This is a genomic window from Mycobacterium sp. GA-1199, assembly GCF_001500045.1.
Lineage (GTDB): Bacteria > Actinomycetota > Actinomycetes > Mycobacteriales > Mycobacteriaceae > Mycobacterium.
Genome location: NZ_LQIX01000023.1, coordinates 22,977 through 48,486, shown reverse-complemented (window position 1 = coordinate 48,486; position 25,510 = coordinate 22,977). Strand labels below are relative to the sequence as shown.

Here is a 25,510-nt window from a genome sequence, read left to right as displayed (position 1 = left end):
CCTCAACGCCGTTTGACAAACTTGTGCGAGGCCGCGCAACGTCACGGCGACAACCCCAGCTTCCCACTCGCGGCCCTGCCGCGCGAGGTCATCCGACGGCGGACGACGAAGGCGGTGCGGAGCGTCCCTGGGGCTCGACGTGCGTCATCAACCGGACGATCTCCTTGCGATCGGCTTCCGACGGCATGCCCATGTCCGGCGTGTACCCGTACACCTCGTGCAGCGGTGTGGAATCGGTGCGGGTGTCGAGGATGTCGACATCTTCGGTGCTGATCAATCCGGGATGTTCGACGCCGCACGCCTCGGCCACCTTCACCAGGTCGCGGCGCAGGGTCTTGACGTAATTCGCGACACGCTCGGCCTTGACGTCGGGCACCAGGCCGCGCGCCAACCATGCGTTCTGGGTGGCGACTCCCGTCGGACACGTGTCGGTGTGGCACTTCAGCGCCTGGATGCACCCGATCGCGAGCATCGCCTCACGCGCGACATAGACGAGGTCGCAACCGAGCGCGAAGCCGACGATGGCGTTGTCCGGCAGGCCGAGCTTGCCTGCGCCGATGAAGACGACATCCTCGTGCAGGCCCCGCTCGGCGAAGATCCGGTACGTGCGCGCGAAGCCGAGTTGGAACGGCAGCGACACGGTGTCGGTGAAGATCAGCGGTGCCGCGCCCGTGCCACCCTCGCCGCCGTCGATGGAGATGAAATCGACGCCGCGGCCCGTGTCACGCATGAGATCGGCCAGATCGCACCAGAACTCGAGATCACCAACGGCCGACTTGATGCCCACCGGCAGGCCCGTCTCGGCGGCAAGCAACTCCACCCAGTCCAGAAGGCTGTCGACGTCGGAGAATTCGGCGTGCCGCGACGGACTCACGCAGTCGCGGCCCTCGGGGATCCCGCGCGCGGCCGCGATCTCGGCGGAGACCTTCGGTGCCGGCAGCAGCCCTCCCAGCGTCGGCTTGGCGCCTTGGCTGAGCTTGATCTCCAGCGCCCGCACCGGCGCGCCCGCCACGACGTCTTTGAGCTTGGCCAGATCGAAGCGACCGTCGGCGTCCCGGCACCCGAAGTAGGCGGTGCCGATCTGAAAGATCAACTCCCCGCCGTGGCGGTGGTATCGCGAGATGCCGCCCTCACCGGTGTTGTGCAGACAGTCGGCCAGTGCCGCGCCCCTGTTGAGCGCCTCGATCGCGTTGGCCGACAGCGATCCGAAGCTCATCGCGGAGATGTTGACCACCGAGTTCGGCCGGAACGCGCCAGGCCGGTCGCGCGCCGCCCCGATCACCTTGGCGCACGGCACCTGTATCTCGCGGCTGGTTCCCGGCGACGACGGCGGGACGGCCCTGGCGAACGTGCGATGTTTGATCACCGGATAGCCGGCGGTGTACTCCAGGTCGTTGTCCGTGCCGAAGCCGAAGTAGTTGTTCTGTTTCTTGGCCGACGCGTACACCCACCGTCGTTGGTCCCGGGTGAAGGGCCGTTCCTCGTCGTTGGCCGCGATGATGTACTGCCGCAACTCCGGGCCGATCGCTTCGAGTAAGTACCTCGCATGCCCGACGACGGGGAAGTTTCGCAGGAGTGCGTGCCTGCGCTGGAACAGATCACGCGCGGCCACGGCACCCAACGTCGAGGCGGCCGCGGCGGCGAGACCACGTACGGTCCGGCCCATGGCGTCAGGGTTTCCGAACAGTCGCGGGCCGAAACCCGGCCCGTCACCGCGCGTGACGCAGGCTCAGGAGTTCGCCGGTCAGCGTTCCGTTTTCGAGTAGCCGGCCGATGTCGCTGCTCTGCTCTTCGGCCAGCCGCCACGCTCGCTTGTGGCCGTGCCGCTCGGACAGCGCGGCCTCCACCTTCTCGGCGCGTTCGTTCCAGGCCGCGGGGATTTCGGGCAGATCGGCGGTGCTGAGCCGTTCCTCGGGAAGGAGGGTCGCCTGCTGGATCAACGCGTCGAGGCGCTCGGGCGTGGGGAAGTGATTGTCCGGAAGAAGATCGTCGGGGATCGCGCGGTGCGCTACGAACGCGAGCAGCCCGATGCGCCCGCCGGGCCGGACCGTGCGACGCAACTCGTTCAAGAGCGAGAGCTGATCCGGTGTGGTGCACAGGACCCCCAGCGACCACGCCGCGTCGAACCTCGCGTCGGCGATCGGCAGAGCCGAGCCCAGCCCACAGATCACCGGATGATCGAAGAGCCTGCCCGCCGCGTGACACGCTCCGGTTTCGGGCTCGACCAGCACCGGCCGCACCGAGCGCTGCTGCGCTGCGTAGGCCGCCGGTCCGCCGACGCCTGCGCCGCAATCCAGCAGCGAGTCGCCCTCCGAAAGCCCCATGTGCTCGATGAGCCAATCCAGCGCGGCGGGGCTACCGCTGCCGCGGCACGCCGCGGGGATGTGATAGTCCGGGCCCAGGTCCGCCGCCACCTGCGCGGTCCACTCGGCGACCGTGTCGAACTCGGCCTCCATCGCCTCACTCACCCGGCCACCTCCTGGACGCGGCGCCCCACTTCGGCCTTGATCTCGGCGCCGACGCGGGCACCCGATGCCGAGGCCAGCCCGGAGACGTTCACTCCCTCGACGCCCTCGATCGACAACAACGCCTTCGCTTCGACGACCGCTACCTCGATTCCCGCCGCCACCGGATCGGCGGCACCCAGGACGTGGTCGGTCACCGACGGGTCGAGGTCGAGTCCCGGCAGGCCCTGCAGTACGGCGGCGGACACGTTGTCGGTGAACACCGCGACGGCCGCGATCACCGGGATGGAAAGGCCCGCGGCCCGCGCCGACCGCATGAAATCGGCGATCATGGCCGGGAACGGTACGTGGTTGAGGACTGCCAGACTGGCTCCGGCGCGCTGCTTTTCCACCAGACGGGCGGGTCGGCCGGCGACCGGCGGCGCCGTCGGAGTCTCGGGTACCGCCGCGACCATGCCGATCGATGCCGCCAGCTCGACCAGGCGTGGCCCATCCAGATCGAAGGTCTGCGTCACGTCGGGGCGCACGTCGTAACCTCGCCCGTCGCCCGTCACGCACATCGCGGTCTTTACGCCGATGCTGCGTAACCCCCGCAGTTCCTGCTCGAGGACCACCCGGTTGCGGTCGCGACACGACAGGGTGATCCACGGCGTCACGCCGGCGTCGAGCAGAAGGCTACCCATCAGCGTCGGCGGGAAGTCCGGCTTGTTCTGATGCTCCCCGACCAGAACGGCGTCGCACGAAGGTGCCAGCAGAGCGGCGGTCGCGGCGACGTCTTGCGCATCGAAAGCGACGCTGCTGAAGTCGGTGAGCACCAGCGGCGCCCTGACCGGGAGGGGTTCGTGCCGCGGTCCTGTCCACGGCACCACCTCGGTGAACATGCAGGGGCCTGGTCGCATCTCGCACTGGCCGTCGGGGCGCACACCACCGCACGGACCGAACTCCATCCGCTTGGGACAGCCCAGCTCCGGTGGCGATGTCACGTGCCTCCCCTCGACGCTGAGCTCAGATACCCACCACCTGCCTGCGGCAATCGCCGCCCGAATGCGTCCGGTTTGAAAATCGGCGGGCCGGGGCATCAAGGCGCCGTGCTGACCGCAGTGTGGTTCGGCCTGGCCGCATCCAGCGCCCTCGTCATCGGCTCGCTGGTGGGAGCGAAATGGAACCCGCCGAAACGGGTGACCGGTGTTCTGCTCGCCTTCGCGAGCGGGGCGCTGATCTCGGCGCTGGCTTTCGAGCTGTTCGAGGACGCGTATCACATGGGCGGTGCGGTGCGCTCGGGCCTCGGCCTGCTCGCCGGCGCCGCCACGTTCGTCGCCGTCGACACCGCGTTGGACAGATACATCAGCGGGAAATCCGGGCCCGACACCCGGGAGGTCGCCACCTCCGGAGCACGCGGCGGGGTCGGCCTCGCCTTGTTGGCCGCGGTGACGCTGGACGGCGTGCCCGAGAACCTTGCGCTGGGTGTGTCGCTCGTGGGCGGTGTCTCACTGTCGCTGCTGGTGGCGATCTTCTTCTCGAACCTGCCCGAGTCCCTCGTCGGCGCGGTCGCGATGCGCGAATCGGGAACCAGCGCCCGCGCCGTGGTTCTGACGTGGTCGCTGTGCGCGTTGCTGCTGGCCGCCGCCGTCGTGCTGGGCCGTACGGTCGCTTCCGGGCTCGACGAAACCCTTCTGGCGGTCGCGTTGTCCTTCGCCGGCGGCGCGGTGCTGGCCTCCCTCGCCGACACGCTCATGCCGGAGGCCTTCGAACACGGCCGGCCACTCAACGCGTTCGCCACCGCCGGTGGGTTCTTCCTGTCGTTCGTACTCGCCGGCTGATCGCGCCCCTCACTGGGCCCGCAACCCGTACATGTACGTGGTGAGGTACTCCTCGATGACCGGACCGCGGATCTTCGGAGCCTCGGGCATCGTGATGAGCAACGCGTAGAGGCCGACCAGAAACGAGATCCCGTTCAGCGTCACATCGACGTCGCCGGGAATCTCACCGCGCTCCTGGGCCCGGCGCAGCTCCTCGACGACGGCGACGATCACCGGGTGCACGGTCCACTCCTCCGACGGGGCTCGAGTCGTGGAGAAGTGCAGGGCGAGAAAGTCTTTGAACAGGCGCGCGCCGAGCCTGCGTTCGAGCGCCTCGAGCACGGTGACCGCCTTCGACAACGTCGCCCGCACATCGTGAGGCCGTCGGTAGTACCGCGTCAACTCCGCGGCCATGCGCTCCTGTTCACGTAGTTCCAGCTCGAGAAGGACGTGTTCCTTGGTCGGGAAGTGGAAGAAGAAGGTGCCGTGCGCGACGCCGGCCGCCGAGACTATGGCACCGATGTCGGCCGCCGCGATACCCCCGCGCTTGAACTCGGCGATGGCCGCGCCGAGCAGGCGCTCACGCGTCTGGAGCCCCTTCCTGCCGCGCTCGGTCTTCTCGGGTTTGAGCACTGATGTCCGTTCCGTGTTCGTGGGCTCCGCTTGCGGAGACTCTACGGTGTCACCACGCGAACTGACTCAAATCAGATTTCAGGGTTCCCATTCGGGGCGCGAACCGATACGGTCCTGCAGGAACACCGACTGAAAGCGAACGCTTTTGGGTCGTCAGCCCGGGTTACGTGCGGCGCGTGCCGCAACACCCGAGCCGCCGAGGAACTGACTCGAGTCAAACGGAGGATGCGGTGCAGATCCTGGAACAGGTGCAGGACCTGCCGAAGGCGGGCAACATCAGGGCACAGTGGGTGAGCCTGTGGACGGGACCGGCGGTCGGGGCGGTGCTGCTGGCCGCGCTACTGGCGTTCCCCGGTTTCTGGCCGCCACTGTCACCGCTGCTGTCCGCCGACCAGGTGGCGGCGTTCTACGCCGACAACACGGCGTGGATCCGATTCAGTCAGGTCACGTTCAACCTGTGCGGGATCATGATCCTGCCGTTCTTCATGGTGATCGTCGTCCAGATGAAACGGATGAAGACGCAGAGCCACGTCTTCGCCTACTGCTATCTCACCGCGATCGTCAGCGGCGCAACGATTTTCGCTTTGTCGAACATCTTCTTCCTGGTCGCGGCGTTCCGCCCGGACCGCAATCCCGACGTCGTGCTGGTGCTCAACGATCTGGCGTGGATCGTGTTCATCGCCCCGGTCGGCATGGTCGTCACGCAGTTCGTGCTGCTGGCCGTGGCGGTCTACTTCGACGACGGGCCCGACCCGGTCTTCCCGCGCTGGGTCGGGCATTACTCGCTGGCGACCGGCGTGGCGATGGTGCCCGCGGCCGGGGCGGCCGTCTTCCACACCGGCCCGCTGGCCTGGGACGGGCTGCTGTCTTTCTGGGTGCGCGACGGGGCGTTCGCGTTGTTCGTCGTCGTGATGTTCTTCGTGCTGCGCCGTGCGGTGCTCAAACAGGCGCACGACGAAGGTGTCACGCGGTGACGACGCTGCTCACGCGCCGGTTCACCCGGGACCCCGACCGGCCACCCGGCGGGAAACCCGATGTGCGGCTGGTCTGCTGGTTCTTCCCCGCCTGGTACGCGGTTTTCGGCGTCATCATCTGCGTCCTGGCCAGGGTGACACCGCCGCCGCGTCCTGACGTCACCGCCGCCGACAAGGTCGCGTTCTTCGCCGAGAACGGGCTGACGATTCGGGTCGGCTTCTGCGTGCTGCTGATCCTGCTCGGCGGGGCGGCCGTCACCAACGGTTTGGTGGCGTACTTCATCCTGCGCATGTCCGTCGGCTCCGTTTTCGCCTACGGCTACATCGGCGGCATGGGGGTCGGGGCGCTGCCGGGGTTCCTTCTCGTCGCGGTCTGCTTTCTGACCGCCACCTTCCGGGTCGACCGCGACCCCGAACTCGTCAGCATGCTCTACGACCTGGGGATGCTGTCCTACAACGGCTCGCTGGGATGTTTCTCGGCGGCCTATCTGGTGTTCGCGCTGGCGATCCTCTACGACAAGCACGACATCTTCCCGAAATGGTTTGCCTACGTGACCATCTGGCAGATCGTCACCGAGGTCATCGCGACCCAGATGTTCGTGGCCTACTCGGGTCCGTTCGCCTGGAACGGTTCGCTCGCGTTCTGGTGGTCGGTCGTGGTGTTCAGCCTCTGGCTGGGCGCGCTGATCGTCCTGCTCAAACGGGCCACCAACCGCGAACCGGTCGATGCCCCGGCCCTGGATTGAGGATTGCGCTGTGACACAGTCTGATTCGCGGGAGCTACCGGCTCACGCCGGCGCCGCGCCGGTGTCCACCACGGCCCCACCGGCCGGTCATCTCCCGGGCGACATCCACATGTGGGTGATGGTGCTCGGTGACCTGATCATCTTCGCGGGATACTTCGTCATCTTCATGGTCTACCGAGCCATGAACCCCGACGAGTTCCTCGCCGCCCAGCAGCACCTCGACATCAACATCGGGGTGCTCAACACCGTGATCCTGTTGACCAGTTCCTGGTTCATCGCCCGCAGCGTGCTGGCCGCCCGGGGCGGCTCCCACGTCCAAGCGATCAGGTTCGTCTACGCGGGCGGCTTCTGCGGACTGCTGTTCATCGGGTTCAAGGGCTACGAATGGGCCAGCAAGATCTCGGCGGGCCACACCAACTCCGAGATGTTCTACTCCTTCTACTACGTGCTGACCGGGGTGCACCTGGTGCACGTGCTGATCGGCCTGATCGTGCTCGGAGTCGTCGTGCGCGAACTGAACAACCCCGGCAGGCGCAGGACATCGATGGTCGAGTCGGGCGCCGTCTACTGGCACATGGTCGACCTTCTCTGGGTGATCATCTTCGGACTGCTCTACGTGATGAGGTGACAATGACCAGCACATCGCATACTCGACGGCGGGGCACCGCGACCCGGACCATGGCGTGGACCTGGGTGGTCCTCACCGCCATCACGGTCGGCGCATGGTGGCTGGCGCCGGCCCACTTCACCGACACCGTGCACGCGAGCGCCTCGATCACCGCGCTGGTTCTGGCACTGACCTTCGTCAAGGCGCGGTTGATCATTCGCAACTTCATGGAGGTGAACACCGGCCCACGCTGGCTCAAACGGTCCACCGACGCCTGGCTGGGCCTGCTCCTGGTGACGGTGTTCGTGATCTACCTGGTCTGACATCGAGCTCTCCGGCACCGGGTACGTTCGGTGTGGTGGATGACGCAGACGACCGGAAAGCCGACAACATCACCCTCACCGGGGTCTCGGAGACCGCGCTGCTGACGCTGAACGGCCGGGCGCATCAGGCCCGTCACCCCAATGCGATCATCGACGACCCGATGGCGATCCGCCTGGTCGACGCGATCGACTTCGACTTCGACAAGTTCGGCCGCAAAGGCCAGGAGATGGGCTTGCGCTCGCTGGCGTTCGACCGGGCAGCCGGCCGCTACCTGTCGGAGCATCCGCGCGCCACCGTCGTCGCGCTGGCCGAGGGGCTGCAAACCAGCTTCTGGCGCCTGAACACCCTCCTACCTCATGCCGAATTCCGTTGGCTGACGGTCGATTTACCGCCGGTCATCGACCTGCGCGAGCGACTGCTGCCCGCATCGCCGCGGATCACCACGCTGGCCCAGTCGGCGCTGGACTATTCGTGGATGGAGAAGGTCGACGACAGCAACGGCGTCTTCATCACCGCGGAGGGCCTGCTGATGTATCTGCAGCCCGACGAGGCCATGGGGCTGATCGCCGCGTGCGCGGCTCGCTTCCCCGGCGGCCAGATGGTCTTCGACCTTCCGCCGGTCCTGGTCAAGAAGCTCGCGCCCAAGGGGATGCGGTCGTCGCGCCGATACCGCGTGCCGCCGATGCCCTTCAGTCTGTCCGCGGCGCAGTTGGCCGCACTCCCCGACACCATCCCCGGGATCCGCGCCGTACACGACCTCCCCATGCCCTCGGGGCGGGGCTGGTTCTTCGAGAAGGCCTTTCCCGCGTTCTGGCGGTTCAAGCCGACGCGCAACTTCCGCGGTGCGTACACCTTGCTCGAGTTCGGCTGACCCAGATCGCACCCCTGCCCAACGCCCTCTTGACCTGGAGAACCGGCTCTGAGCTGCGGTTACGCACACCTCCGGCGTGATTGGATCGTTACCGAGGTTTGTCACTTTCGTCACTCGGGTAACTTTGATAACAGACCGGTCACACGGCCGGCGCCCACACCGAAGAAAGAGACGAATGGGAATTCGCCATGAACACCGTCCTGTACTTCAGCACCAACGGCCCCGTTTATGAAACCCGCGCGTACACCACCGCGGATATCGACCAGCTCGTAGAGGATCAGGGCCTGCAGTGCCTGACCAGCGCCGACCGGCAGTTCGACTTCTGGTTCAGCCCGTCGACGCAGCGCTGCCAGCGGCGCCCCAACCGAAAGGCCACCGAGCTGTTGCTGGCGACCAGCACGTTCACCGCCAAGACGGTTCCCCTGCTGCGGGGATGCGTCGTCGTGGCCACCCATGACGAGGACGGCGAGCTCGACGGGCTCAGCTGGGAGCAACTCGATCTCCTGGTCAGCCGCAGGCGCGCGCTGACCAAGCGCGACGAACGAGCCCTGTCCCGGCGGATCGCGCGCGATGAGCGTCAGCAGCGACCGACCGTCCCCAGCCTGGCCCCCGTCTCGGTCGGTTGCGCCAGGCCGCGGTCAGCTGTGCACTGACCGGTCGGGCTCAGTCGCTCCGCTCCGGAGACGCGTACCCCCACAACCAGTCGGTGTACTTGTGATCCGAGGCGTCGCGGGTCCGGAACAACTCGTTGCGCGCGATGCGGCCGACCCCATCGAGGTGCCAGAGCTCACCCCACATCCGGCACGTCGCGACGATCCTGTTGCAGCGCGGCACCCGTTCGGTGTTGACGCTCTTGAGGATCTGTGGCCAAGCCGCATTACCTCCGCCCGAGGCGAAGTCGGCCGCGGCGAAGTCCGCGATGCACTTGGCGTCCTCGATTGCCATCACCGCGCCGGATGCGAGGTACTGCAGCGGTGGATGCGCGGCATCGCCGAGCAGCATCATCCGGCCGTCCACCCAGTTCTCGATCGGGTCGCGGTCGTACATCGGCCACCACCGGTCGGTCCACATGTATTCGAGCCGGCTGCGCACCTTCTCATGGCAGTGCGCATAAGCGGGAACGAGTTCGGCTGGGCCACCCCAGTTCTCGACGCCATTCAGGTAGCCCGGTGACTTGAAGACGGCTACCTGGTTGAGCATCGTGCCTCGGCGCAGTGGGTACTGGATGAAGTGACAGTCCGGTCCGATGTATCCGATGACGTCCTCGATGTCCTCGTCGAGCCCGGCATCCTCGTACGGGATCGCCCCCCGGTATGCCGCGTACCCGGATGACACCGGCTCGTCGTCGACGATCTTTCGACGCAACCGGGACTTGATGCCGTCGAGCGCCAGAGCGACGTCGGCCTCATGCGTGCGGCCGTCGTCGGTCATGACGAACGCCCGATCGACCTCGGTCACCACATCGGTCACCGTGATCCCGGTGTGCAGATCGGCACCGGCGGCCGTCGCCGCGCGAATCAGGCTGGCGTGCAGGTCACTTCGGTGGGTGACGAAGTACGGGCCGCCGTAGCGGGCACGGAATTCATCGCCGAGGTCGATCCGGGTGAGCTCCTCGGCGGTGACCGCATCGCGGAAAACGATGTTGCGCGGCAGTACACCGTCGGCGAGCACCTCATCGAGCAGACCCCACGATGCCAGGATTCTCGCACCGTGCGGCCCGACCTGCAGGCCGGCGCCCACCTCCCCGAATTCGCGGGCCCGCTCGAACAACGTGACGCGCGCACCATTCTGCGCGAGCGCGAGCGCGGTTGCGGCACCGCCGATTCCACCGCCGGCGATCACGACATGGGTTCCGTCGAGTTTCGACATGGGTTCCCCTCAACTCCTTGTGTGGTTTCGAGTGGCGATCAACAGCAGCGCCGCGACGAGTGCGCTCGCGCCGAACAGGACGAAGTTCGAACCCGCTCCCAGCCCGGCGGCCAGCAGCCAACCCCCGAGTTGCGGTGCGGCGACGGCCCCGACCCGACCGACACCCAACGTCCAGCCGAGCGCGGTGCCGCGTAGTTCATCCGGGTAGTGGGAGGCGACGGCGGCGATGATCAGGCACTGTGTGCCGTGCGTTCCGACGCCGGCCAGCACGAAGATCGCATACATCGCGGGTAGGGGCGGCGCGGTGAGAAGCCCCATCAACGCCACACCCGCCAACAGGGCCGCCGCGATGCTCGTGGGCATCGTGCCGAACCGCACACCGCCCCAGGCGGTGATGAACGATCCCGCGACCGCGCCGAGATTGAGGGCGAGCGCGAACGTCAGCGCGCTACCCAGGTGCGTGCCACCGCTCGACATCAGCTTCGGCAGCCAGGTGCCCAGCCCGTACCAGGCCAGCAGCGTGGCGACGGTGGCCAACGCGAACAGCACGCTGACCGTGCGGAACTGTGGGCCGAGCACCGCGCCGAAACCCTGGCCGCGGTTGTGCGCCGGATGTCCGATCGCGCGGTCGGGCAGCGTCTTGATCGCGATCGGGACCAGCACGACAAGGGGCAGCAGCGCGAAGGCGAACATCGGCTCCCAGCCCCAGTTCGGGATCACGGGTATCCCGATCACCGCGGCGATCGACCCGCCGATCGGAACGCCCGACATCATCATGGTCGCGATCGCGGCACGCCATTTCGGCGCCGTCAGGTCGGCGGCGAGGGCGTTGGCCGTGGGCACCAGACCGCCGAGGCCGAGACCGGCGATCAGGCGCAGCACCCCGAACGTCACCGGTCCGGGAGCCAGCGCGCACAGCGCGGTGAAGACGGAGAGCACCATCGCACAGCCGATGACGGCGCGCTTGTGACCGATCGCGTCGGAGAGCCGACCGGCCAGCACCGCACCGATCATCATGCCGAGGAACGCCAGGCTGCCCAGCGTGCCCGCCGCCGCGGCGCTGATACCCCACTCGGCTTGCAGGCTGGGAATCACGTTCCCGTAGACGATCAGGTCGTAGCCGTCGAAGACGACGAACAACCAGCACACCGTGACGGCGATGATCGAGGTGCGGTTCAGTCGGACCGCGGGGAGTGGGGGTGCGGTGCTGGTAACAGCCATGCGTCAACAGTGATGGCGGCCACAACTGGCGGGCAATATAGTTCTTCTGTGCAGAAAAAGCCGGGTCCGGCGCTCGAACCGCCGAGCTACCTGCTGGAGTCGGTCGACAATGCGCTGCGCCTGCTGCAGATGCTGCGCGACGTGGGGGCGATCCGACTGAAGGAGGCCGCGGAGGAATTGGCGATCGCGCCGTCGACCGCGCACCGACTGCTGGCGATGCTGGTCTACCGCGGCTTCGCAGTGCAGGACGAACGACGGCTGTACCACCCGGGACCGGCCATGGGCGCCGGGCCGGCGCAGCGCGGTTGGACCCGCGAGTTCACCGACGTCTGCACGCCGCATATGGAGACGCTGTCACTGGTCAGCGGAGAGACGGTCAACCTCGTGATCCGGGTCGGTACGCAAGTCCGGTTCCTGACGTCCGCGCAGTCCACGGCGATGCTGCGGGTGGGCGACCGCAAGGGCCAGGTGCTGCCCGCCGAACGCACGGCGGGCGGACGGGCGCTTCTCGCCGAACTCGACGATGCGCTCATCGGGCGCCTCTACACCGGTCTCACGCCCGACGAACTCGCGAGGTTCACCACCGAGCTGGCAGGTATTCGCGCGGCGGGCTTCGCGCTGAACGTGGAGCAGACCGAAGAAGGCGTCGCCGCCTTCGGCGCCGCGGTGCACAACCGGTGGGGCCGGGCCATCGGCGCGATCAGCGTCGCGGTGCCCATCATCCGCTACAAGCGGCATACGCACGGAAACCTGGTGACCCAGTTGCGCCGAGCGGTGCACGAGATCGAAGTGGACCTCGACGCCCGCTTCGACGACGTCGACGCGTGAGGCCACAGACGAGCAACATTCTGTAGAGCAGAATTAAGTATCGATTGTGGTGTGGACCGTCTTAGCGTCACAGCATGACCACCATCACACCCGTCCGTGAAGTCGATGAGTTGGCCCGGCTTTACACGGAGTTCGATCGAGCCAACCTCAACCCGCTGTGGACCCAACTGGACTCGCTGATGCCGGTCGCGCCGACCTCGCGCGCGGTCCCGTTCGTCTGGAGATGGTCCACGCTGTATCCGCTGGCTCGGCGCGCCGGCGAGTTGGTCCCGGTGGGGCGCGGCGGCGAGCGACGCGCGATCGCACTGGCCAACCCCGGCCTGGGTGGCGTGCCGTACGCAACCCCGACGTTGTGGGCCGCGATCCAGTATCTCGGCGCGAGGGAAACCGCTCCGGAGCATCGGCACAGCCAGAACGCATTCCGGTTCGTCATCGAGGGCGAAGGCGTGTGGACCGTCGTCAACGGCGACCCCGTGGCGATGCGGCGCGGCGACTTCCTGCTCACCCCCGGCTGGGCGTTCCACGGCCACCACAACGAAACCGACGAGCCGATGGCCTGGATCGACGGCCTGGACACCCCGTTCGTGCACTACACCGACACCGGGTTCTTCGAATTCGGCGCCGACGGGGTCACCGACGAATCCACCCCCGACATCTCCCGTTCCGAACGGCTGTGGGCGCACCCGGGCCTGCGGCCGCTGGTGGGGCTCGACGCGCGGAACAGCTCGCCGATCGCCGCCTATCGGTGGGAGCACACCGACGCCGCGTTGCGCGAACAGCTGGCGCTCGAAGACGAGGGTTTCGCCGCCACCGTCGAACCCGGCCACGCCGCGGTGCGTTACACCAACCCCACCACCGGCGGCGACGTGCTGCCCACGATCCGCGCCGAGTTCCACCGGCTGCGCGCCGACGCGCTGACCCGGACGCGACGCGAGGTCCGGTCGACGGTGTACCAGGTGTTCGACGGGGAGGGAAAGTTCCGGCTCGGCGACTCCGTTCACCTCGTCGCCAAGGGCGACCTGATCGTCGTGCCCTCGTGGGTCGACTGGTCGGTGTGCGCCGATACCCAACTCGACCTGTTCAGTTTCTCCGACGCTCCGATCATGGAGCGGCTCGGATTCAACCGCACCCTCACTCACCAAGGAGCCTGACATGAAACTCGCCACTTTGCGCATGGCCGGCGGCACCGCCGCGGTCCGCGTCGACAGCGCCGACACCGCCACCGTAATCCCGGGCTACACCGACCTTTCCGCGCTGCTCGCGGATCCCGACTGGCGGGTCATCGCCGAGCGCGCCGCCGGTGCCGAAATCGGCCTCGCGGATGCGGACTACGCACCCGTGGTTCCGCACCCCGGCAAGATCGTCTGCGTAGGGCTGAACTACGCCACCCACATCAAGGAGATGGGCCGCGAACTGCCGCAGCACCCGACGCTGTTCGCGAAGTTCGCCGACGCGCTCACCGGACCCTACGACGACGTTGTCGTTCCGGAATATGCTGCAGGACAGTTGGATTGGGAAGCCGAGCTCGCGTTCGTCATCGGAAAGCCGGCCTACCAGGTGCCCGAAGCGCAGGCTGCCGGGTACATCGCCGGCTACTCGGTGATCAACGACTACACCATGCGCGACTTCCAGTACCGCACACTGCAGTGGGATCAAGGCAAGAACTTCGAGAAGACCAGTGGATTCGGCCCGCACCTGGTGACCGACTACACGCTCGGCACCACCATCGAGGCCCGCCTCGACGGTGAAGTCGTCCAGCGCGCCAGCACCGACGACCTGGTGTTCACACCCGAGGCGCTCGTCGACTACATCAGCCACATCGTCACCCTGCAGCCCGGCGACGTCGTGATCACCGGAACCACCGGCGGTGTCGGGCACGCGCGCAAGCCCGCCCGCTACATCGGCGACGGACAGACTATCGAGATCAGCATCGAGGGCATCGGCTCGGTCAAGAACAAGACGATCGTGAAGTGAGACATGAGCTTTCATGATCTCGCGTTGCAGGAGCGGCTGCTGATAGCTCGGCGCGGAACATCGTACTTCGCTCGGCATCTCGCCGATCTGGGCGACGAGGCGCTCGACGGCGACACCCTGTTGGACGGCTGGACCCGTCGCCACCTGGTGGCCCATGTCGGCTACAACGCCGCGGCACTGTGCCGTCTGCTGGATTGGGCCCTCACGGGCATCGAAACTCCGATGTACGAATCCACCGAGCAGCGCAGCCAGGAGATCAAGGAAGGCGCCACACTCAGCGCAGCCGCGCTGCGAAACCTCTTCGACCACACCGTCGCCCGGCTCGACAAGCAATGGCGAACGCTGCCGTCCTCCGCGTGGTCGGCAGAGGTCCGCACCGCACAAGGCCGTATCGTCCCGGCGTCCGAAACGGTCTGGATGCGCACCCGCGAGGTCTGGATACACGCCGTCGACATGGACAACGGCGGGCGTTTCGGCGACCTACCCGATGTCGTGCTCGAATCACTGCTGTCCGACATCGTGGCGATGTGGCGGAAGAAGAGCCTGGGCGACGGTCTGGTACTCGAGGTGACCGGAAGCGCGCCCGTGTTCATCGGGGATGGTCTGCGTCGGCGCACGATCAGCGGGCCGCTGCCCTCGGTGGTGCGGTGGGCGGCCGGACGGGGGGCGGTCGGGCTCGACGGTGACGCGCCGGACCCGCCGCCCTGGCTCTGACACGGGGTGGTTCGCCGTACCGGGGCTGTGCGTCATACGGTCAGACCGTGAACTTCGAGGAATACCGCCGTCACGACGCGACCGGCTTGGCACAGCTCGTCGCCGACAAAGAGGTGAGGGCCGCGGAGTTGCTGGACCTGGCCAGGAACCGTGCGGCCGCGGTTAACCCGCGAATCAACGCGATCGTCCGTGACGTCCCGGCCTCGCCCGCGGATGCGGCGGCAGGCCCGTTCTCGGGCGTTCCGTTCCTGATCAAGGATCTCGCCCAGGACTATGCGGGGCTGCCGACGTCGCGGGGATCGCGCGCGCTGATGTCAGAACCGGTGGCCGAACACTCAGAAGTCGTCCGGCGGTGGCAGCACGCCGGCTTGGTCATATTCGGTAAGACCAACACCCCCGAGTTCGGGGCCAAGGGGATCACCGAGCCCGACGCGTGGGGCCCGGCCCGCAACCCGTGGGACCTGACCCGGACGCCGGGCGGTTCGTCGGGTGGGTCGGCGGCCGCGGTCGCGGCCGGGATCGTGCCGTGCGCCGGCGCCAACGACGGCGGCGGTTCGATTCGCATACCTGCGGCATGCTGCGGACTGGTCGGGCTCAAACCAGGCCGCGGTTTGACGCCGTCAGGACCCGCGACCGGTGAGTCCATGCACGGTGCGGCCGTGCAGGGCGTGGTGTCGCGCACGGTCCGGGACACGGCCGCGATGCTCGACGTCATCCGCGGTGGCGAACCGTGGGGACCCTACGTGCCCGCCATCCCGTCCTCGACATTCGCGTCCTGTGTGGGAGCCGATGCGGGCACCCTCCGTATCGGCGTGTGGGTACCGTCGGCGATCAACCCGTCACCGCATCCCGAAGCCGCCGCCGCCGTCGAGGCGGCCGTACGGACGCTGACCGAACTCGGCCACCACGTCGACGAGCTTCCGCGTGCCCCCTTCGACGACGCGGCCCTGGCGCGCGACTTCCTGCTCACGTGGTTCGTCTACACCGCGTGGGAACTCGATGAAGCCAAACGCATCTCGGGCGCCGGGGACGACGCGTTCGAACGCGACACCCTCATCCTTGCCGCGCTCGGCCGGGCCACGAGCGGCGTCGACTACGTGGACGCCGTGGAGCGGCGCCACGAGCACACGCGCAGGCTCACCACGTTCTTCGAGTCGTACGACCTGTTGTTGACCCCCGCCCTGGCGACCCCGCCGCCGACCATCGGTGAGTTCGATCTACCGGTCGTGCTGCAACGCGCCGCGGACGTGCTGATCAAAACGCGCACGGCAAAAGTGTTGCGCTACACCAAGATCGTCGACGACATGGTGGACAAGAACCTCGGTTGGGTGCCCTACACTCAGCTCGCCAATCTGACCGGACGCCCTGCGATTTCGCTGCCGCTGCACTGGACCGCGGACGGGCTGCCGCTGGGGGTCCAGTTCGTCGCACCGCTGGCGGGCGAGTCGCTGCTGATCCGGCTGGCCGCCCAGTTGGAGCAGGCGATGCCCTGGTCCGATCGCGTGGCCCCGGTCTAGGGGCCCGACATCCGCTGACGCAGCTTCGCGGCCTGCAAGGTCAGATGGTTGCGCTCGGCCAGGTTTTGCGCTTTGTCCACAGCCTCCACGTAAAGCGCTGCGGCCGTAGCGAGGTCCCCGGCTCGCTCGGTGAGGTAAGCGGTCGCGGCGGTGTAGCGCGGCAGGACCGGATCGAGTTCGGACAGCGCCGCCAATCCCGCTTGCGCCCCGTCGGCCTCGCCGACCGCGACGGCGCGATTGAGTCGCACCACCGGGCTGTCGGTCAGGCGGACCAACTCGTCGTACCACTCCACGATCTGCACCCAGTCGGTCTCGCCGGCGCTCTGCGCGTCGGCGTGCAGTGCGGCGATCGCCGCCTGCGCCTGGTACTCCCCCAACCGGTCCCTGGCCAACGCGGCCTGCAGGACGGTGACGCCCTCGGCGATCAGGTCGCGCCGCCACAGCCGCCGGTCCTGTTCGGCGAGCGGTACCAGACTCCCGTCGGAGCGGGTGCGCGCCGGGCGCCGCGCATGGTGCAGCAGGAACAGGGCGAGCAGGCCCGCAACCTCGGGATCGTCGGTGGCCGAGGCGAGTTGGCGGGCGAGCCGGATCGCCTCGGCGGCCAGGTCGACCTCGCCGGTGTAGCCCTCGTTGAACACCAGGTACAGCACGCGAAGGACGGTGTGAAGATCGCCGGGACGGTCGAAGCGGACGTCGCTCACGGTCCGTTTGGCCCGGCTGATCCGTTGCGCCATCGTCGATTCCGGTACGAGGTAGGCGGCGGCGATCTGGCGGGTCGTGAGGCCGCCCACGGCCCGCAGCGTCAGCGCGACGGCCGACGCCGAGGTGAGGCTGGGATGCGCGCACAGGAAATACAGCTGCAGCGTGTCGTCGACGGGCGCGGCCGGGCCCGGGGCCGGTTCGTCGGCGGCCTGCTGCTCGCGCCGGTGCCGGGCGACGTCGGAGCGGGTGAGGTCGAGGAACCGGCGCCAAGCGGTGGTGATCAGCCAACCTTTCGGGTCCTCCGGGTGCCGGTCATCCCAGGTGTCGAGCGCGCGCAGCAGGGCCTCCTGGACCGCGTCCTCTGCGGTCGCGAAGTCCGCACCGCGGCGGACGAGGGTCGCCAGGACCGCGGGAATCAGGTCCCGCAGCGCCGCCTCGTCCACCGCGCCGGGCTTCACTCGGTGACCGTCGGTGGGGTGGTCAGGAACGGCCGGACCTCGAGCCATTCGTGGATCGGCCGCCCGCCCGCACCCGGGGCCGCCGACAGTTCTCCGGCCAACTCGACGGCGCGTTCGTAGGAATCGACGTCGATCACCATCCAGCCGGCGACCAGATCCTTGGTTTCGGCGAAGGGGCCGTCGACCACGGGCGGCTTACCTTCTCCGTCGGAGCGCACCCAGGCGCCCTCCGGCGCCAGGGCCGCATGGGTGACGAACTCGCCTGTGGTCTGAAGGCGCGCCGCGAAGTCGTTCATGTACTTGATGTGCGCCTCGATCTCCTCGGGTGTCCACCGGTCCATCGGCACGTCGTTGAGGCTGGCCGGCGCGCCTCGGTAGTGCTTGAGCAGCAGATACTTGGCCATCGTTGTTCCTTTTGTCGTTCGGGTCGCGACCCTAGTTGGTCGCTCACCCCTGGGACGGAGCCATCGCGGAATTCTTGACATCGTCAGACATCGGCGCGATGTCACCTGGCTAGGGTGCAGCCATGAGCCTCGTCACCTACGAGTTGGACGATCACATCGCCACCATCACCCTCAACCGCCCCGAAGCGCGCAACGCGATCAACGGCGAGGTGCGGCGAGACCTGAACGCGGCCTGGGAGCGGTTCCGCGACGACGAGGACGCGTGGGTGGGGATCCTCACCGCCAACGGTGACGTCTTCTGCGCCGGCGGCGACCTCAAGGACGGCGAGGGCTCGGTCGGCACCTTCGGGGGCACGTTCTGGGAGAAGCCGACGATCAACTCGTTCGAGAGCGGCATGGAACTGTTCAAGCCGACGATCGCGGCGGTCAACGGACCGTGCATCGGCTACGGCCTGACCGGTGTGCTGTTCTGCGACTTCGTGATCGCCTCCACCACAGCGACTTTCGCGTTCCCAGAGGTGTCGCTTGGCGTGCCCACGATCGTGGGTGCGATCCGGCTGCCCGAACGCGTCCGGTGGGCCGACGCGATGGAACTGCTGTTGACCGGTAAGCCGATCGACGCCGAACGCGCCAAGGAGATCGGGTTGGTGTGGCGTCTGGTCGAACCCGCCGCCCTGCAGGCCGAGGCGCGGTCCTGGGCGCGCACCCTCACCGAGGCCGCCCCGCTGGCGCAACGCGCCACCAAGGAGGTGGCCTGGCGCACGGCCAACATGGGCTGGATCGAATCGGTGCGGTTCGGCGAGACGATGCGCAAGGTGGCCGCTGCGACCGAGGACGTGCGCGAGGGCATCACAGCGTGGCGGGAGAAGCGCGCACCGCGATGGCGCGGCCGCTGACCTCACACCCGTCAGCCGCGCGCCGCCGGTGTCGGCCCCGGCCCGATGCCACAGAACTCGAGGATGTCCTCGACGAGAAGGTCGATGGATGCGATCGCGATCCGCCGGCCATCGTCGGTGTGGTGGACGTCGCTGTGGTCGGCGGCATCGGAATCGAGTTCCGTCGCGGTCGTCGTCAGCAGATCGGCTGCTCGCGACCGCACCGCCGCCGATGCCGGATCGAGGGCGAGAAGCTCGAGCGCGTCGGCGATCGACTCGACGGCCTTGGTCAACGGCGCGCGCTGCTGCGGGGCGACGGCCAGTGCCGTCCGCGCGACGGTCAGACAGCCGGGGCCGACGTACTCGAGTTGTGCGGCGACCTCCTGTTCGGCGACCACGGGACGACGCTGGTGTCGCCAGGTCAGCGAGCGTCGGGCGATGGCAAGCCCGGCGGAGGAGACGAAGCCGACATCATCGAGTCTTTGGCGAACCTCGCGCAATGTGCGGAGGGCCTGTTCCCCGGAGTCGACATCGCCGTTCAGGGCTGCGGCCGTGTGCCGCAAACCCAGCGCCATCTTCTGCAGGGCAGCGATTTCGGCTCGGCGCATGAGCCGCAGCGGCTGCGGCGGGAAGAGCAGCTGGCTGAAGACCAGTGCCACGGCAACCCCCAGAAGCGCATCGAACAACCGCTGGAAACCACCGACGCCGCCGTACGGAATGGTGACCGTCAGAACGGCGCTGGCACCGCTCTGGGCCATCGTCACCGCGGCACCGCCTACCGCGGCGGCGAACAGCATCGCCACCAGAACCGCCAGCGGCAGGGCGATCAGGCGGATCCCCAGCAGCTGGGTGGCCTGAGCACCGACGAGAATGCCGACCGTGACGCCGAGAAGGAGCCGCACCGCCTGCAGGCCTCGGCCGCCCAGTCGGGTGTTGAGCGCCACGATCGCGGCGACGGGCGCGAAGAACGGCACGTGATCGGTGGCGAGGTAGAGCGCCAGCACCCACGCCGCCGTCGCCGCGGCGCTCTGCTGCAGGACCGGCCACGCCACGTTTCTGATCCGACGGCCGGCGTCGATCCCGGCGGTCTTGGCCCGGGTTCCGATCAGCGTGCGGACGCGTGCGACATCAGCCATGGGTGCGTCAGTCGAGTGTGCGATTCTTGGTCTCGGGCAACATCTTCCACGCGAACACCAAGGCGGCCACCGCGAATACCGTGTAGAGAGTGTAGGCGAAGCCGAGACCGATGTCGGCCAGCAGCGGGAACGTCCGGGTGATGAGCCAATTCGTCAGCCAGTTCACCGCCGTGCACACCGCCACGGCGGCGGTGCGCAGTTGAGTGTCGAACAGCTCCCCGAGCATGAGCCACATGACCGGCCCCCACGTGATGCCGAATGCGACGGCGAAGACGTTCATCGCCGCCAGCGCCGCGATGCCACTCCCGGGGGTCAGCGACGGTTCGCCGACAGCACTGCCGAACACTATCGCCAGTGTCGCCAGCGACGGCACCATACCGAGCGCCCCGGCGATGAGCAGGGTGCGCCGGCCGACCCGATCCATGATGGCGATCGCGATCACGGTGCTGACGATGCTCACGCCGACGGTGATCAAGCTGACCATGAACGAGGCGTCCACCGGCACCCCGACCGACTGCCACACGGCGTTGGAGTAGGTCTTCACCACGTTGATGCCGACGAGCTGTTGAAACGCTGCGAGTAAAACCCCTACCCACACAATGGTTTTGAGGCCCATCCGGTTTCCGCGCAGCGCCGCGAGCCCGGCCTTTGACCGATCCTCGTCGAGCTGCGCCCGCATCGCGGTGATCCGTTCCTTCGGCGCCTCATCGCCCAGTTCGGTCATCATCTGGGCGGCATCGTCGTAGCGCTGGAACCGCACGAGATCGGCCGGCGAGGCCGGCAATCGCAGCCCCATCACGACGTAGGCAAGTCCCAGGACCGCGACGACGGCGAACATCCAGCGCCACGCGGCCCCGCCCCACGGCACCGAGCCCGACTCGGAACCGCCACCGAGACTGGCCAGCAGGTAGCCGCTGAGCAATCCGAGGAACTGCCCGAAGACAATCGCGAACTGCCAGAACGTGCCAAGGCGCCCGCGAATCTGCACAGGCGAGATCTCCGAGACATAGGCGGGCACGACCGCGCTCGCGGCACCGATACCCAACCCCGCGAGGATCCGCACCGCGCCGAGCACCCACACGTCGTCGGCCAGTGCCGCGAGCACCGAGCCGGCAGCGATCAGGGCACCGGCGCCCACCATGACCCTGTCGCGACCGAACCGCGCCGAGATCCCGCCCGCGAACCACGCCCCCACGGCCGCGCCGATGAGCGCTATCGCGGTGACGAAGCCGACCTGTCCGCTGCTGAGCGCAAGGCTGGGCGCGATGCCGTTGATCGCGGAGTTCATCGTCGAGGTGTCGAATCCGAACAGGAATCCGCCGCACGCGGCAGCGGCCGCCAGGAGTGTCGCTTTTCCGGTGCCCTGAACCGCCATGGCGGTCCTCCTCGTCATCGCGATCGCGGTGGCGTCCCGTGGCCACAGAAGACGGTATTGACGATCAAGTGAGGGTTAACCATGTCGTATCGGGGGATAACAGGCGCCGTGGACGTCGACCGCCTCACCGATTCGATCGCCTCGCACGGCGAGGGACCGGTGTGGTCACCCACCTGGGGCGGTCTGCGATGGGTGGACATGACGGCAGGTGACATCCTGTCGTTCGCCGACGACGGCTCGGTCACGCGGACCAGGGTCGGCACGATCGCCGCGGCGCTACGACCGCGCCGAGGCGGAGGAGCCGTCATCGCCGTCGAGCGCGGCTTCCTCCTCGAGGAGCCGGACGGCTCGACGGTGCCGTTGCCGCCGGTGTGGTCGGACCCGACCGTGCGGATGAACGAGGGCGGATGCGCACCGGACGGATCCTTCTACTGCGGCTCCATGGCCTACGACAAACGGGCCGGCGCGGGCGCGCTGTACCGCCTCGCCGCCGACGGCACCGTCACCGTCGTTCTCACCGATGTCACGGTGTCCAACGGCTTGGATTGGTCCCCCGACGACAATCTGGCCTACTACAACGACACCGACACCCACCGCGTCGACGCGTTCTCGTGGAACGAGGACATCGGCTTGCACGACCGGCGGTCGTTCGTCGAAATCCCGAACGACGGCCGACCCGACGGGCTGACCGTCGACGCCGAGGGCGGAGTCTGGACGGCGCTGTCCGGCGGTGGCGCCGTGCACCGGTACACACCGGACGGCCGGCTCGACGCGGTGATCACGTTGCCCACGCCCAAGGTCACCGCCTGTGCGTTCGGCGGCGACGACCTCGGCACCCTGTTCATCACCACGTCGCGGGAAGGACTGGCGCCCGGCGAAGACCCGCTCGCCGGTTCGCTTTTCAGCACTCGGCCCGGGGTGACGGGCCGCCCGGTAAGGCAGTACGCCGGATGATCGCCACATTGTTGATCATCGGCGCCACCGGTGACCTCACGTCGCGACTGCTGATACCCGCGCTCGCTCGCCTTCGCGCGTGCGACGCGCTGCCCACCGGGTTCCGGCTCATCGGGGCCGCCTTCGACGACTGGACGGACGACGAATTCCGAACCCATGTCCATCGCGCCGCGGCCGACGACACGGGCGACGACGTCGGACAGTGGCTCGCCGGCACCGCGGCATATCGACAACTCGACGTCACCGACGCCGATGCCGTCCGCCGCGTCGTAACCGACATCGCTCGCGGCGGCGGCGCCCTCGGCGTGTACATCGCCCTCCCGACCGCTCTGGTCGAATCCGCGCTCGACGCGCTGAGCGGCACCGCACTGCCGGAGGGCAGCAGAGTCGCGGTCGAGAAACCCTTCGGCACCGACGAGCGAAACGCCCGACAACTCAACGCGTTTCTGCTGCGCGCCGTCGGGGACGCCGGCGAAGCCGGGACCTATCGTGTCGACCACGCGCTGGGGATGACGAACGTGCACAACCTGTTGACTTTTCGCGTCTCGAATTCCCTGATCGCTGCCACCTGGAATCACGAAAACATCGAGCAGATCGACGTGCTGTGGGACGAGACGCTTGCTCTGGAAGGACGGGCGTCCTACTACGACAAGGCCGGTGCCCTCCGCGACGTCATGCAGAACCATATGACCCAGGTCCTGTGCGTCGCCGCCATGGAACCACCGACGACTTCGGCGTCCGCAGACATCCACGCGGCCAAATTGGCCCTGTTGCGCAAAACCCGTGCCGCGCAACGCCCCGACGGTACCTTCAAGGCCCACCGCGCCCGCTACACCAGCGGCGTGCTTCCCGACGGGACACCGGTGCCGGACTATGTGAACGAACCCGGCGTTGACCCGGAGCGGCAAACAGAGACGCTGGCCGAAGTCCATCTCGAGATCGACACGCCGCGCTGGCGCGGCACCAGGTTCGTGATGCGGGCGGGTAAGGCGCTGCCCGAGCGGCGTAAGGGCCTCGTGGTGCACTACGCAGGAGCCCACCAGACGCTGTGGGTCGGCATCGACGGCCCCGACGACATTCGACTGGAAATGCTCGGCTCCTCGCTGGGCCCGCCGGCGGGTAATCAACCGTTGTCGCTGAGCGCACCGGTTCCCCCGGCCGCCCTGCCGCCCTACGGCTACGTCCTTTCCGACTTTCTCACCGGCGGCCAGGAGTATTCGGTCACCGGCGACGAGGCCGTCGAAGCATGGCGAATCTTCGATCCCGTTCTGCGGCAATGGGACAGCGGACTTCTTCCGCTCGGCACCTACCCGGCCGGCGCCCAGGTGCCGATCGCGCACGACCCGGGGCCCGCGCGGTGAGCGGCACCGTCAAACGTTTGCCCCGGTCGCCACGGGGTAGGCGCCCTGCTGAGCGGGTCGACAACGATTGGCTGGAGTGCGGATGAGAAACATCGTCAGACTGGGGGCGCTCGTGTGCGTGACAGGGCTCATCGCCGCATGCCAATCCGAACCCGAACCCAATCAGCAGTCGTCTGATTCGGTCGCCCCCGCCGACATGGGTCACGTCGGCACGATCGACGACCGGTACCAGTCCTACAACGTCGAGATGCTCGAGGTGACGGGCGGGAAATTCTGGAAACCCTACGGTCCGGAACTGGAAGCCGCGCTGCAGGAACCGTCGCCGTCGAGCGCGCCAGAAGACAGCGACACGCCGTCGGGAATGATCCCGCTCTCTACGAGTACCGCCCGCCGATCGACCTGAGCAACCCGCGGTTGCGCACGCTCGCCGCCGCACTGGGTCCCGCCTATGTGCGCGTCAGCGGTACGTGGGCCAACACCACGTACTTCCCCGAGACGGCGGAGGCTCTCACGGAGCCGCCCCCTGGCTTCATGGGCGTACTGACGCACGAGCAGTGGAAAGGCGTCATCGACTTCGCCAACGCGGTCGACGCCCGGATCGCCACGTCGTTCGCGACCGGCACAGGTACGCGGAATCCCTCGGGCGCCTGGACACCCGAGCAGGCCCGCCGGTGGATCGATTTCACCGAGTCCGCCGGCGGGAAGATCGCCGCGGCCGAGTTCATGAACGAACCGACCGCAGCCGAAATGGGCGGTGCGCCAACGGGTTATGACGCGGGCGACTACGGCCGAGACTTCCAGTCGTTCCGCGCGTTCGCCGACCAGCGGGTGCCCGACATGATCGTCCTCGGGCCCGGTTCCGTCGGCGAGACCACCGGCGACTGGGGCGTGACCTACGGCGCCCAGGGCCTCCTGAAGACCAGGGATCTGCTCGCGCAGTCCCAACCGGCAAGCGTCGACGCCTTCTCCTACCATCACTACGGTGCCGTCTCGCGACGGTGTATTCAGATGGGAAATCAGACATCTCCCGAGGATGCGCTCACCGAACAGTGGCTGCGGCGCACCGACCAGACCCTCGAGTTCTACCGGACGCTCCGCGACGAATTCGAGCGGGGTAAGAAGTTCTGGAATACCGAAACCGCCGACGCCGCATGTGGCGGAAACCCCTGGGGCGGAACATTTCTCGACACCTTCCGATATCTCGACCAGTTGGGACGACTGGCCAGGCAGGAGGTGGCGGTGGTCGCCCACAACACGCTGGTCGCCAGCGATTACGGCCTACTGGATGACAAGACGTTGACCCCGAAGCCGAACTACTGGGGCGCGTGGCTGTGGCGCAATCTCATGGGCACGACGGTTCTGGACTCGGGCATACCCATCGAAACCGGTCGCCACGTCTACGCGCACTGCCTGCGCGGCACCCCCGGCGGTGTCGCCTTGCTGGTGATCAACAACGACAGGCAGGCACCTCAGACGCTGTCGATCCCGACCCCCGGTGAGAGCTACACCCTCTCGTCGATGTCGTCAGATGACCTCCAGGCCAAGAGCGTTCAGTTGAACGGGACCGAACTGAAGTTGGGCCCCAACGATGAGATGCCGCCACTCGTTGGCGAACCGACACCGGCGGGAGACGTCACATTCGAACCGGCGACCGTCACGTTCCTGGCCTTGCCCGGGGCCGGCAACAACGCGTGTCGTTGAGG

27 protein-coding genes are annotated in these 25,510 nt (G+C 67.7%); 17 read left to right on the top strand and 10 right to left on the bottom strand.

What is annotated here, in order from left to right; genetic code table 11:
* Positions 1-88: 88 nt before the first annotated feature.
* The 3 genes from AU198_RS15505 to AU198_RS15495 are packed head-to-tail and all read right to left on the bottom strand — an operon-like array spanning position 89 to position 3,412.
* Entirely contained in the window at positions 89-1,666 is a 1,578-nt protein-coding gene (locus AU198_RS15505) for an FMN-binding glutamate synthase family protein (protein WP_064349042.1), read from the bottom strand.
* A 43-nt stretch (positions 1,667-1,709) separates the two neighbouring features.
* The gene (locus AU198_RS15500; RefSeq protein WP_231744681.1) at positions 1,710-2,468 is read right to left on the bottom strand and encodes a class I SAM-dependent methyltransferase; all 759 of its coding nucleotides are present in this window, start codon (positions 2,466-2,468) and stop codon (positions 1,710-1,712) included.
* On the bottom strand, positions 2,465-3,412 hold the full coding sequence (locus AU198_RS15495) for a methylenetetrahydrofolate reductase (RefSeq protein WP_064349041.1): 948 nt from the start codon (positions 3,410-3,412) through the stop codon (positions 2,465-2,467). The genes AU198_RS15500 and AU198_RS15495 overlap by 4 nt, the downstream gene beginning before the upstream one ends.
* A gap of 141 nt (positions 3,413-3,553) precedes the next feature.
* Between AU198_RS15495 and AU198_RS15490 the strand changes: the two genes are divergently transcribed.
* Entirely contained in the window at positions 3,554-4,285 is a 732-nt protein-coding gene (locus tag AU198_RS15490) for a ZIP family metal transporter (RefSeq protein WP_064349040.1), read from the top strand.
* 9 nt (positions 4,286-4,294) lie between these two features.
* Here the strand turns inward: AU198_RS15490 and AU198_RS15485 are convergent, their stop codons facing one another.
* On the bottom strand, positions 4,295-4,897 hold the full coding sequence (locus tag AU198_RS15485) for a TetR family transcriptional regulator (RefSeq protein ID WP_064349039.1): 603 nt from the start codon (positions 4,895-4,897) through the stop codon (positions 4,295-4,297).
* Between the two features lie 230 nt (positions 4,898-5,127).
* Between AU198_RS15485 and AU198_RS15480 the strand changes: the two genes are divergently transcribed.
* The 6 genes from AU198_RS15480 (at position 5,128) to AU198_RS15455 (ending at position 9,072) form a co-directional block, all read left to right on the top strand.
* A complete protein-coding gene (locus tag AU198_RS15480; RefSeq protein WP_064349038.1) occupies positions 5,128-5,871 on the top strand; it encodes a hypothetical protein in 744 nt (247 codons plus the stop codon).
* Positions 5,868-6,617, top strand: coding sequence for a hypothetical protein (locus tag AU198_RS15475; RefSeq protein WP_064349037.1), 750 nt, complete (start codon positions 5,868-5,870; stop codon positions 6,615-6,617). Before AU198_RS15480 ends, AU198_RS15475 begins: the two co-directional genes overlap by 4 nt.
* Before the next feature lie 109 nt (positions 6,618-6,726).
* On the top strand, positions 6,727-7,245 hold the full coding sequence (locus AU198_RS15470; RefSeq protein ID WP_197416134.1) for a cytochrome c oxidase subunit 3: 519 nt from the start codon (positions 6,727-6,729) through the stop codon (positions 7,243-7,245).
* Between the two features lie 2 nt (positions 7,246-7,247).
* Positions 7,248-7,547, top strand: a complete 300-nt coding sequence (locus tag AU198_RS15465) for a cytochrome C oxidase subunit IV family protein (protein ID WP_064349036.1) — start codon at positions 7,248-7,250, stop codon at positions 7,545-7,547.
* A 32-nt stretch (positions 7,548-7,579) separates the two neighbouring features.
* A complete protein-coding gene (locus AU198_RS15460) occupies positions 7,580-8,419 on the top strand; it encodes a class I SAM-dependent methyltransferase (protein ID WP_502689294.1) in 840 nt (279 codons plus the stop codon).
* Positions 8,420-8,607: 188 nt separating this feature from the next.
* Complete coding sequence (locus AU198_RS15455; protein ID WP_064349035.1) at positions 8,608-9,072, top strand: hypothetical protein; 465 nt, start codon at positions 8,608-8,610, stop codon at positions 9,070-9,072.
* Positions 9,073-9,082: 10 nt separating this feature from the next.
* Here AU198_RS15455 and AU198_RS15450 read toward each other — a convergent pair whose 3' ends face one another.
* Positions 9,083-10,288 carry an FAD-dependent oxidoreductase gene (locus AU198_RS15450; RefSeq protein ID WP_064349034.1) on the bottom strand — a complete coding sequence of 402 codons (1,206 nt, stop codon included), beginning with the start codon at positions 10,286-10,288 and terminating at the stop codon, positions 9,083-9,085.
* A gap of 9 nt (positions 10,289-10,297) precedes the next feature.
* Positions 10,298-11,509, bottom strand: coding sequence for an MFS transporter (locus tag AU198_RS15445; RefSeq protein ID WP_064349033.1), 1,212 nt, complete (start codon positions 11,507-11,509; stop codon positions 10,298-10,300).
* A gap of 48 nt (positions 11,510-11,557) precedes the next feature.
* Here AU198_RS15445 and AU198_RS15440 point away from each other — a divergent pair, with 48 nt between their 5' ends.
* The 5 genes from AU198_RS15440 to AU198_RS15420 all read left to right on the top strand — a co-directional run bounded on the left by AU198_RS15440 (position 11,558) and on the right by AU198_RS15420 (position 16,542).
* The gene (locus AU198_RS15440) at positions 11,558-12,337 is read left to right on the top strand and encodes an IclR family transcriptional regulator (RefSeq protein ID WP_064349032.1); all 780 of its coding nucleotides are present in this window, start codon (positions 11,558-11,560) and stop codon (positions 12,335-12,337) included.
* 74 nt (positions 12,338-12,411) lie between these two features.
* Positions 12,412-13,488 (top strand): cupin domain-containing protein, encoded by a 1,077-nt coding sequence (locus tag AU198_RS15435; protein ID WP_064349031.1) that lies wholly within the window; start codon positions 12,412-12,414, stop codon positions 13,486-13,488.
* 1 nt (position 13,489) lies between these two features.
* On the top strand, positions 13,490-14,311 hold the full coding sequence (locus AU198_RS15430) for a fumarylacetoacetate hydrolase family protein (protein ID WP_064349030.1): 822 nt from the start codon (positions 13,490-13,492) through the stop codon (positions 14,309-14,311).
* Between the two features lie 3 nt (positions 14,312-14,314).
* Positions 14,315-15,025, top strand: coding sequence for a maleylpyruvate isomerase family mycothiol-dependent enzyme (locus AU198_RS15425; RefSeq protein WP_064349029.1), 711 nt, complete (start codon positions 14,315-14,317; stop codon positions 15,023-15,025).
* 47 nt (positions 15,026-15,072) lie between these two features.
* Positions 15,073-16,542 carry an amidase gene (locus AU198_RS15420; RefSeq protein WP_064349028.1) on the top strand — a complete coding sequence of 490 codons (1,470 nt, stop codon included), beginning with the start codon at positions 15,073-15,075 and terminating at the stop codon, positions 16,540-16,542.
* Here AU198_RS15420 and AU198_RS15415 read toward each other — a convergent pair.
* Positions 16,539-17,687 carry an RNA polymerase sigma factor gene (locus AU198_RS15415; protein WP_064349435.1) on the bottom strand — a complete coding sequence of 383 codons (1,149 nt, stop codon included), beginning with the start codon at positions 17,685-17,687 and terminating at the stop codon, positions 16,539-16,541. The genes AU198_RS15420 and AU198_RS15415 overlap by 4 nt on opposite strands.
* An 11-nt stretch (positions 17,688-17,698) precedes the next feature.
* Positions 17,699-18,106, bottom strand: a complete 408-nt coding sequence (locus AU198_RS15410; protein ID WP_064349027.1) for a YciI family protein — start codon at positions 18,104-18,106, stop codon at positions 17,699-17,701.
* A 122-nt stretch (positions 18,107-18,228) separates the two neighbouring features.
* Between AU198_RS15410 and AU198_RS15405 the strand changes: the two genes are divergently transcribed.
* Positions 18,229-19,002 carry an enoyl-CoA hydratase/isomerase family protein gene (locus AU198_RS15405; protein WP_064349026.1) on the top strand — a complete coding sequence of 258 codons (774 nt, stop codon included), beginning with the start codon at positions 18,229-18,231 and terminating at the stop codon, positions 19,000-19,002.
* 11 nt (positions 19,003-19,013) lie between these two features.
* Here the strand turns inward: AU198_RS15405 and AU198_RS15400 are convergent, their stop codons facing one another.
* Both AU198_RS15400 and AU198_RS15395 read right to left on the bottom strand, forming a co-directional pair.
* Positions 19,014-20,117 carry an FUSC family protein gene (locus tag AU198_RS15400; RefSeq protein ID WP_064349025.1) on the bottom strand — a complete coding sequence of 368 codons (1,104 nt, stop codon included), beginning with the start codon at positions 20,115-20,117 and terminating at the stop codon, positions 19,014-19,016.
* Positions 20,118-20,124: 7 nt separating this feature from the next.
* Complete coding sequence (locus AU198_RS15395) at positions 20,125-21,492, bottom strand: sugar porter family MFS transporter (RefSeq protein ID WP_197416124.1); 1,368 nt, start codon at positions 21,490-21,492, stop codon at positions 20,125-20,127.
* 81 nt (positions 21,493-21,573) lie between these two features.
* Between AU198_RS15395 and AU198_RS15390 the strand changes: the two genes are divergently transcribed.
* The 4 genes from AU198_RS15390 to AU198_RS15375 all read left to right on the top strand — a co-directional run bounded on the left by AU198_RS15390 (position 21,574) and on the right by AU198_RS15375 (position 25,508).
* The gene (locus tag AU198_RS15390) at positions 21,574-22,446 is read left to right on the top strand and encodes an SMP-30/gluconolactonase/LRE family protein (protein WP_064349023.1); all 873 of its coding nucleotides are present in this window, start codon (positions 21,574-21,576) and stop codon (positions 22,444-22,446) included.
* On the top strand, positions 22,443-23,807 hold the full coding sequence (locus tag AU198_RS15385; protein WP_064349022.1) for a hypothetical protein: 1,365 nt from the start codon (positions 22,443-22,445) through the stop codon (positions 23,805-23,807). The genes AU198_RS15390 and AU198_RS15385 overlap by 4 nt, the downstream gene beginning before the upstream one ends.
* Positions 23,808-23,889: 82 nt before the next feature.
* Positions 23,890-24,210, top strand: coding sequence for a hypothetical protein (locus AU198_RS26440; RefSeq protein WP_064349021.1), 321 nt, complete (start codon positions 23,890-23,892; stop codon positions 24,208-24,210).
* 11 nt (positions 24,211-24,221) lie between these two features.
* The gene (locus tag AU198_RS15375) at positions 24,222-25,508 is read left to right on the top strand and encodes a glycosyl hydrolase family 79 N-terminal domain-containing protein (RefSeq protein WP_064349020.1); all 1,287 of its coding nucleotides are present in this window, start codon (positions 24,222-24,224) and stop codon (positions 25,506-25,508) included.
* The last annotated feature ends 2 nt before the right edge of the window (positions 25,509-25,510 follow it).

What these genes read in the sequence shown, in the direction of transcription:
- AU198_RS15505 (WP_064349042.1), bottom strand. Translation starts at nt 1,666, where the DNA reads ATGGGCCGGACCGTACGTGGTCTCGCCGCCGCGGCCGCCTCGACGTTG.
- AU198_RS15495 (WP_064349041.1), bottom strand. Translation starts at nt 3,412, where the DNA reads ATGGAGTTCGGTCCGTGCGGTGGTGTGCGCCCCGACGGCCAGTGCGAG.
- AU198_RS15470 (WP_197416134.1), top strand. Translation starts at nt 6,727, where the DNA reads ATGTGGGTGATGGTGCTCGGTGACCTGATCATCTTCGCGGGATACTTC.
- AU198_RS15465 (WP_064349036.1), top strand. Translation starts at nt 7,248, where the DNA reads ATGACCAGCACATCGCATACTCGACGGCGGGGCACCGCGACCCGGACC.
- AU198_RS15455 (WP_064349035.1), top strand. Translation starts at nt 8,608, where the DNA reads ATGAACACCGTCCTGTACTTCAGCACCAACGGCCCCGTTTATGAAACC.
- AU198_RS15450 (WP_064349034.1), bottom strand. Translation starts at nt 10,288, where the DNA reads ATGTCGAAACTCGACGGAACCCATGTCGTGATCGCCGGCGGTGGAATC.
- AU198_RS15445 (WP_064349033.1), bottom strand. Translation starts at nt 11,509, where the DNA reads ATGGCTGTTACCAGCACCGCACCCCCACTCCCCGCGGTCCGACTGAAC.
- AU198_RS15435 (WP_064349031.1), top strand. Translation starts at nt 12,412, where the DNA reads ATGACCACCATCACACCCGTCCGTGAAGTCGATGAGTTGGCCCGGCTT.
- AU198_RS15430 (WP_064349030.1), top strand. Translation starts at nt 13,490, where the DNA reads ATGAAACTCGCCACTTTGCGCATGGCCGGCGGCACCGCCGCGGTCCGC.
- AU198_RS15425 (WP_064349029.1), top strand. Translation starts at nt 14,315, where the DNA reads ATGAGCTTTCATGATCTCGCGTTGCAGGAGCGGCTGCTGATAGCTCGG.
- AU198_RS15410 (WP_064349027.1), bottom strand. Translation starts at nt 18,106, where the DNA reads ATGGCCAAGTATCTGCTGCTCAAGCACTACCGAGGCGCGCCGGCCAGC.
- AU198_RS15405 (WP_064349026.1), top strand. Translation starts at nt 18,229, where the DNA reads ATGAGCCTCGTCACCTACGAGTTGGACGATCACATCGCCACCATCACC.
- AU198_RS15400 (WP_064349025.1), bottom strand. Translation starts at nt 20,117, where the DNA reads ATGGCTGATGTCGCACGCGTCCGCACGCTGATCGGAACCCGGGCCAAG.
- AU198_RS15395 (WP_197416124.1), bottom strand. Translation starts at nt 21,492, where the DNA reads ATGGCGGTTCAGGGCACCGGAAAAGCGACACTCCTGGCGGCCGCTGCC.
- AU198_RS15390 (WP_064349023.1), top strand. Translation starts at nt 21,574, where the DNA reads ATGTCGTATCGGGGGATAACAGGCGCCGTGGACGTCGACCGCCTCACC.
- AU198_RS15385 (WP_064349022.1), top strand. Translation starts at nt 22,443, where the DNA reads ATGATCGCCACATTGTTGATCATCGGCGCCACCGGTGACCTCACGTCG.
- AU198_RS26440 (WP_064349021.1), top strand. Translation starts at nt 23,890, where the DNA reads ATGAGAAACATCGTCAGACTGGGGGCGCTCGTGTGCGTGACAGGGCTC.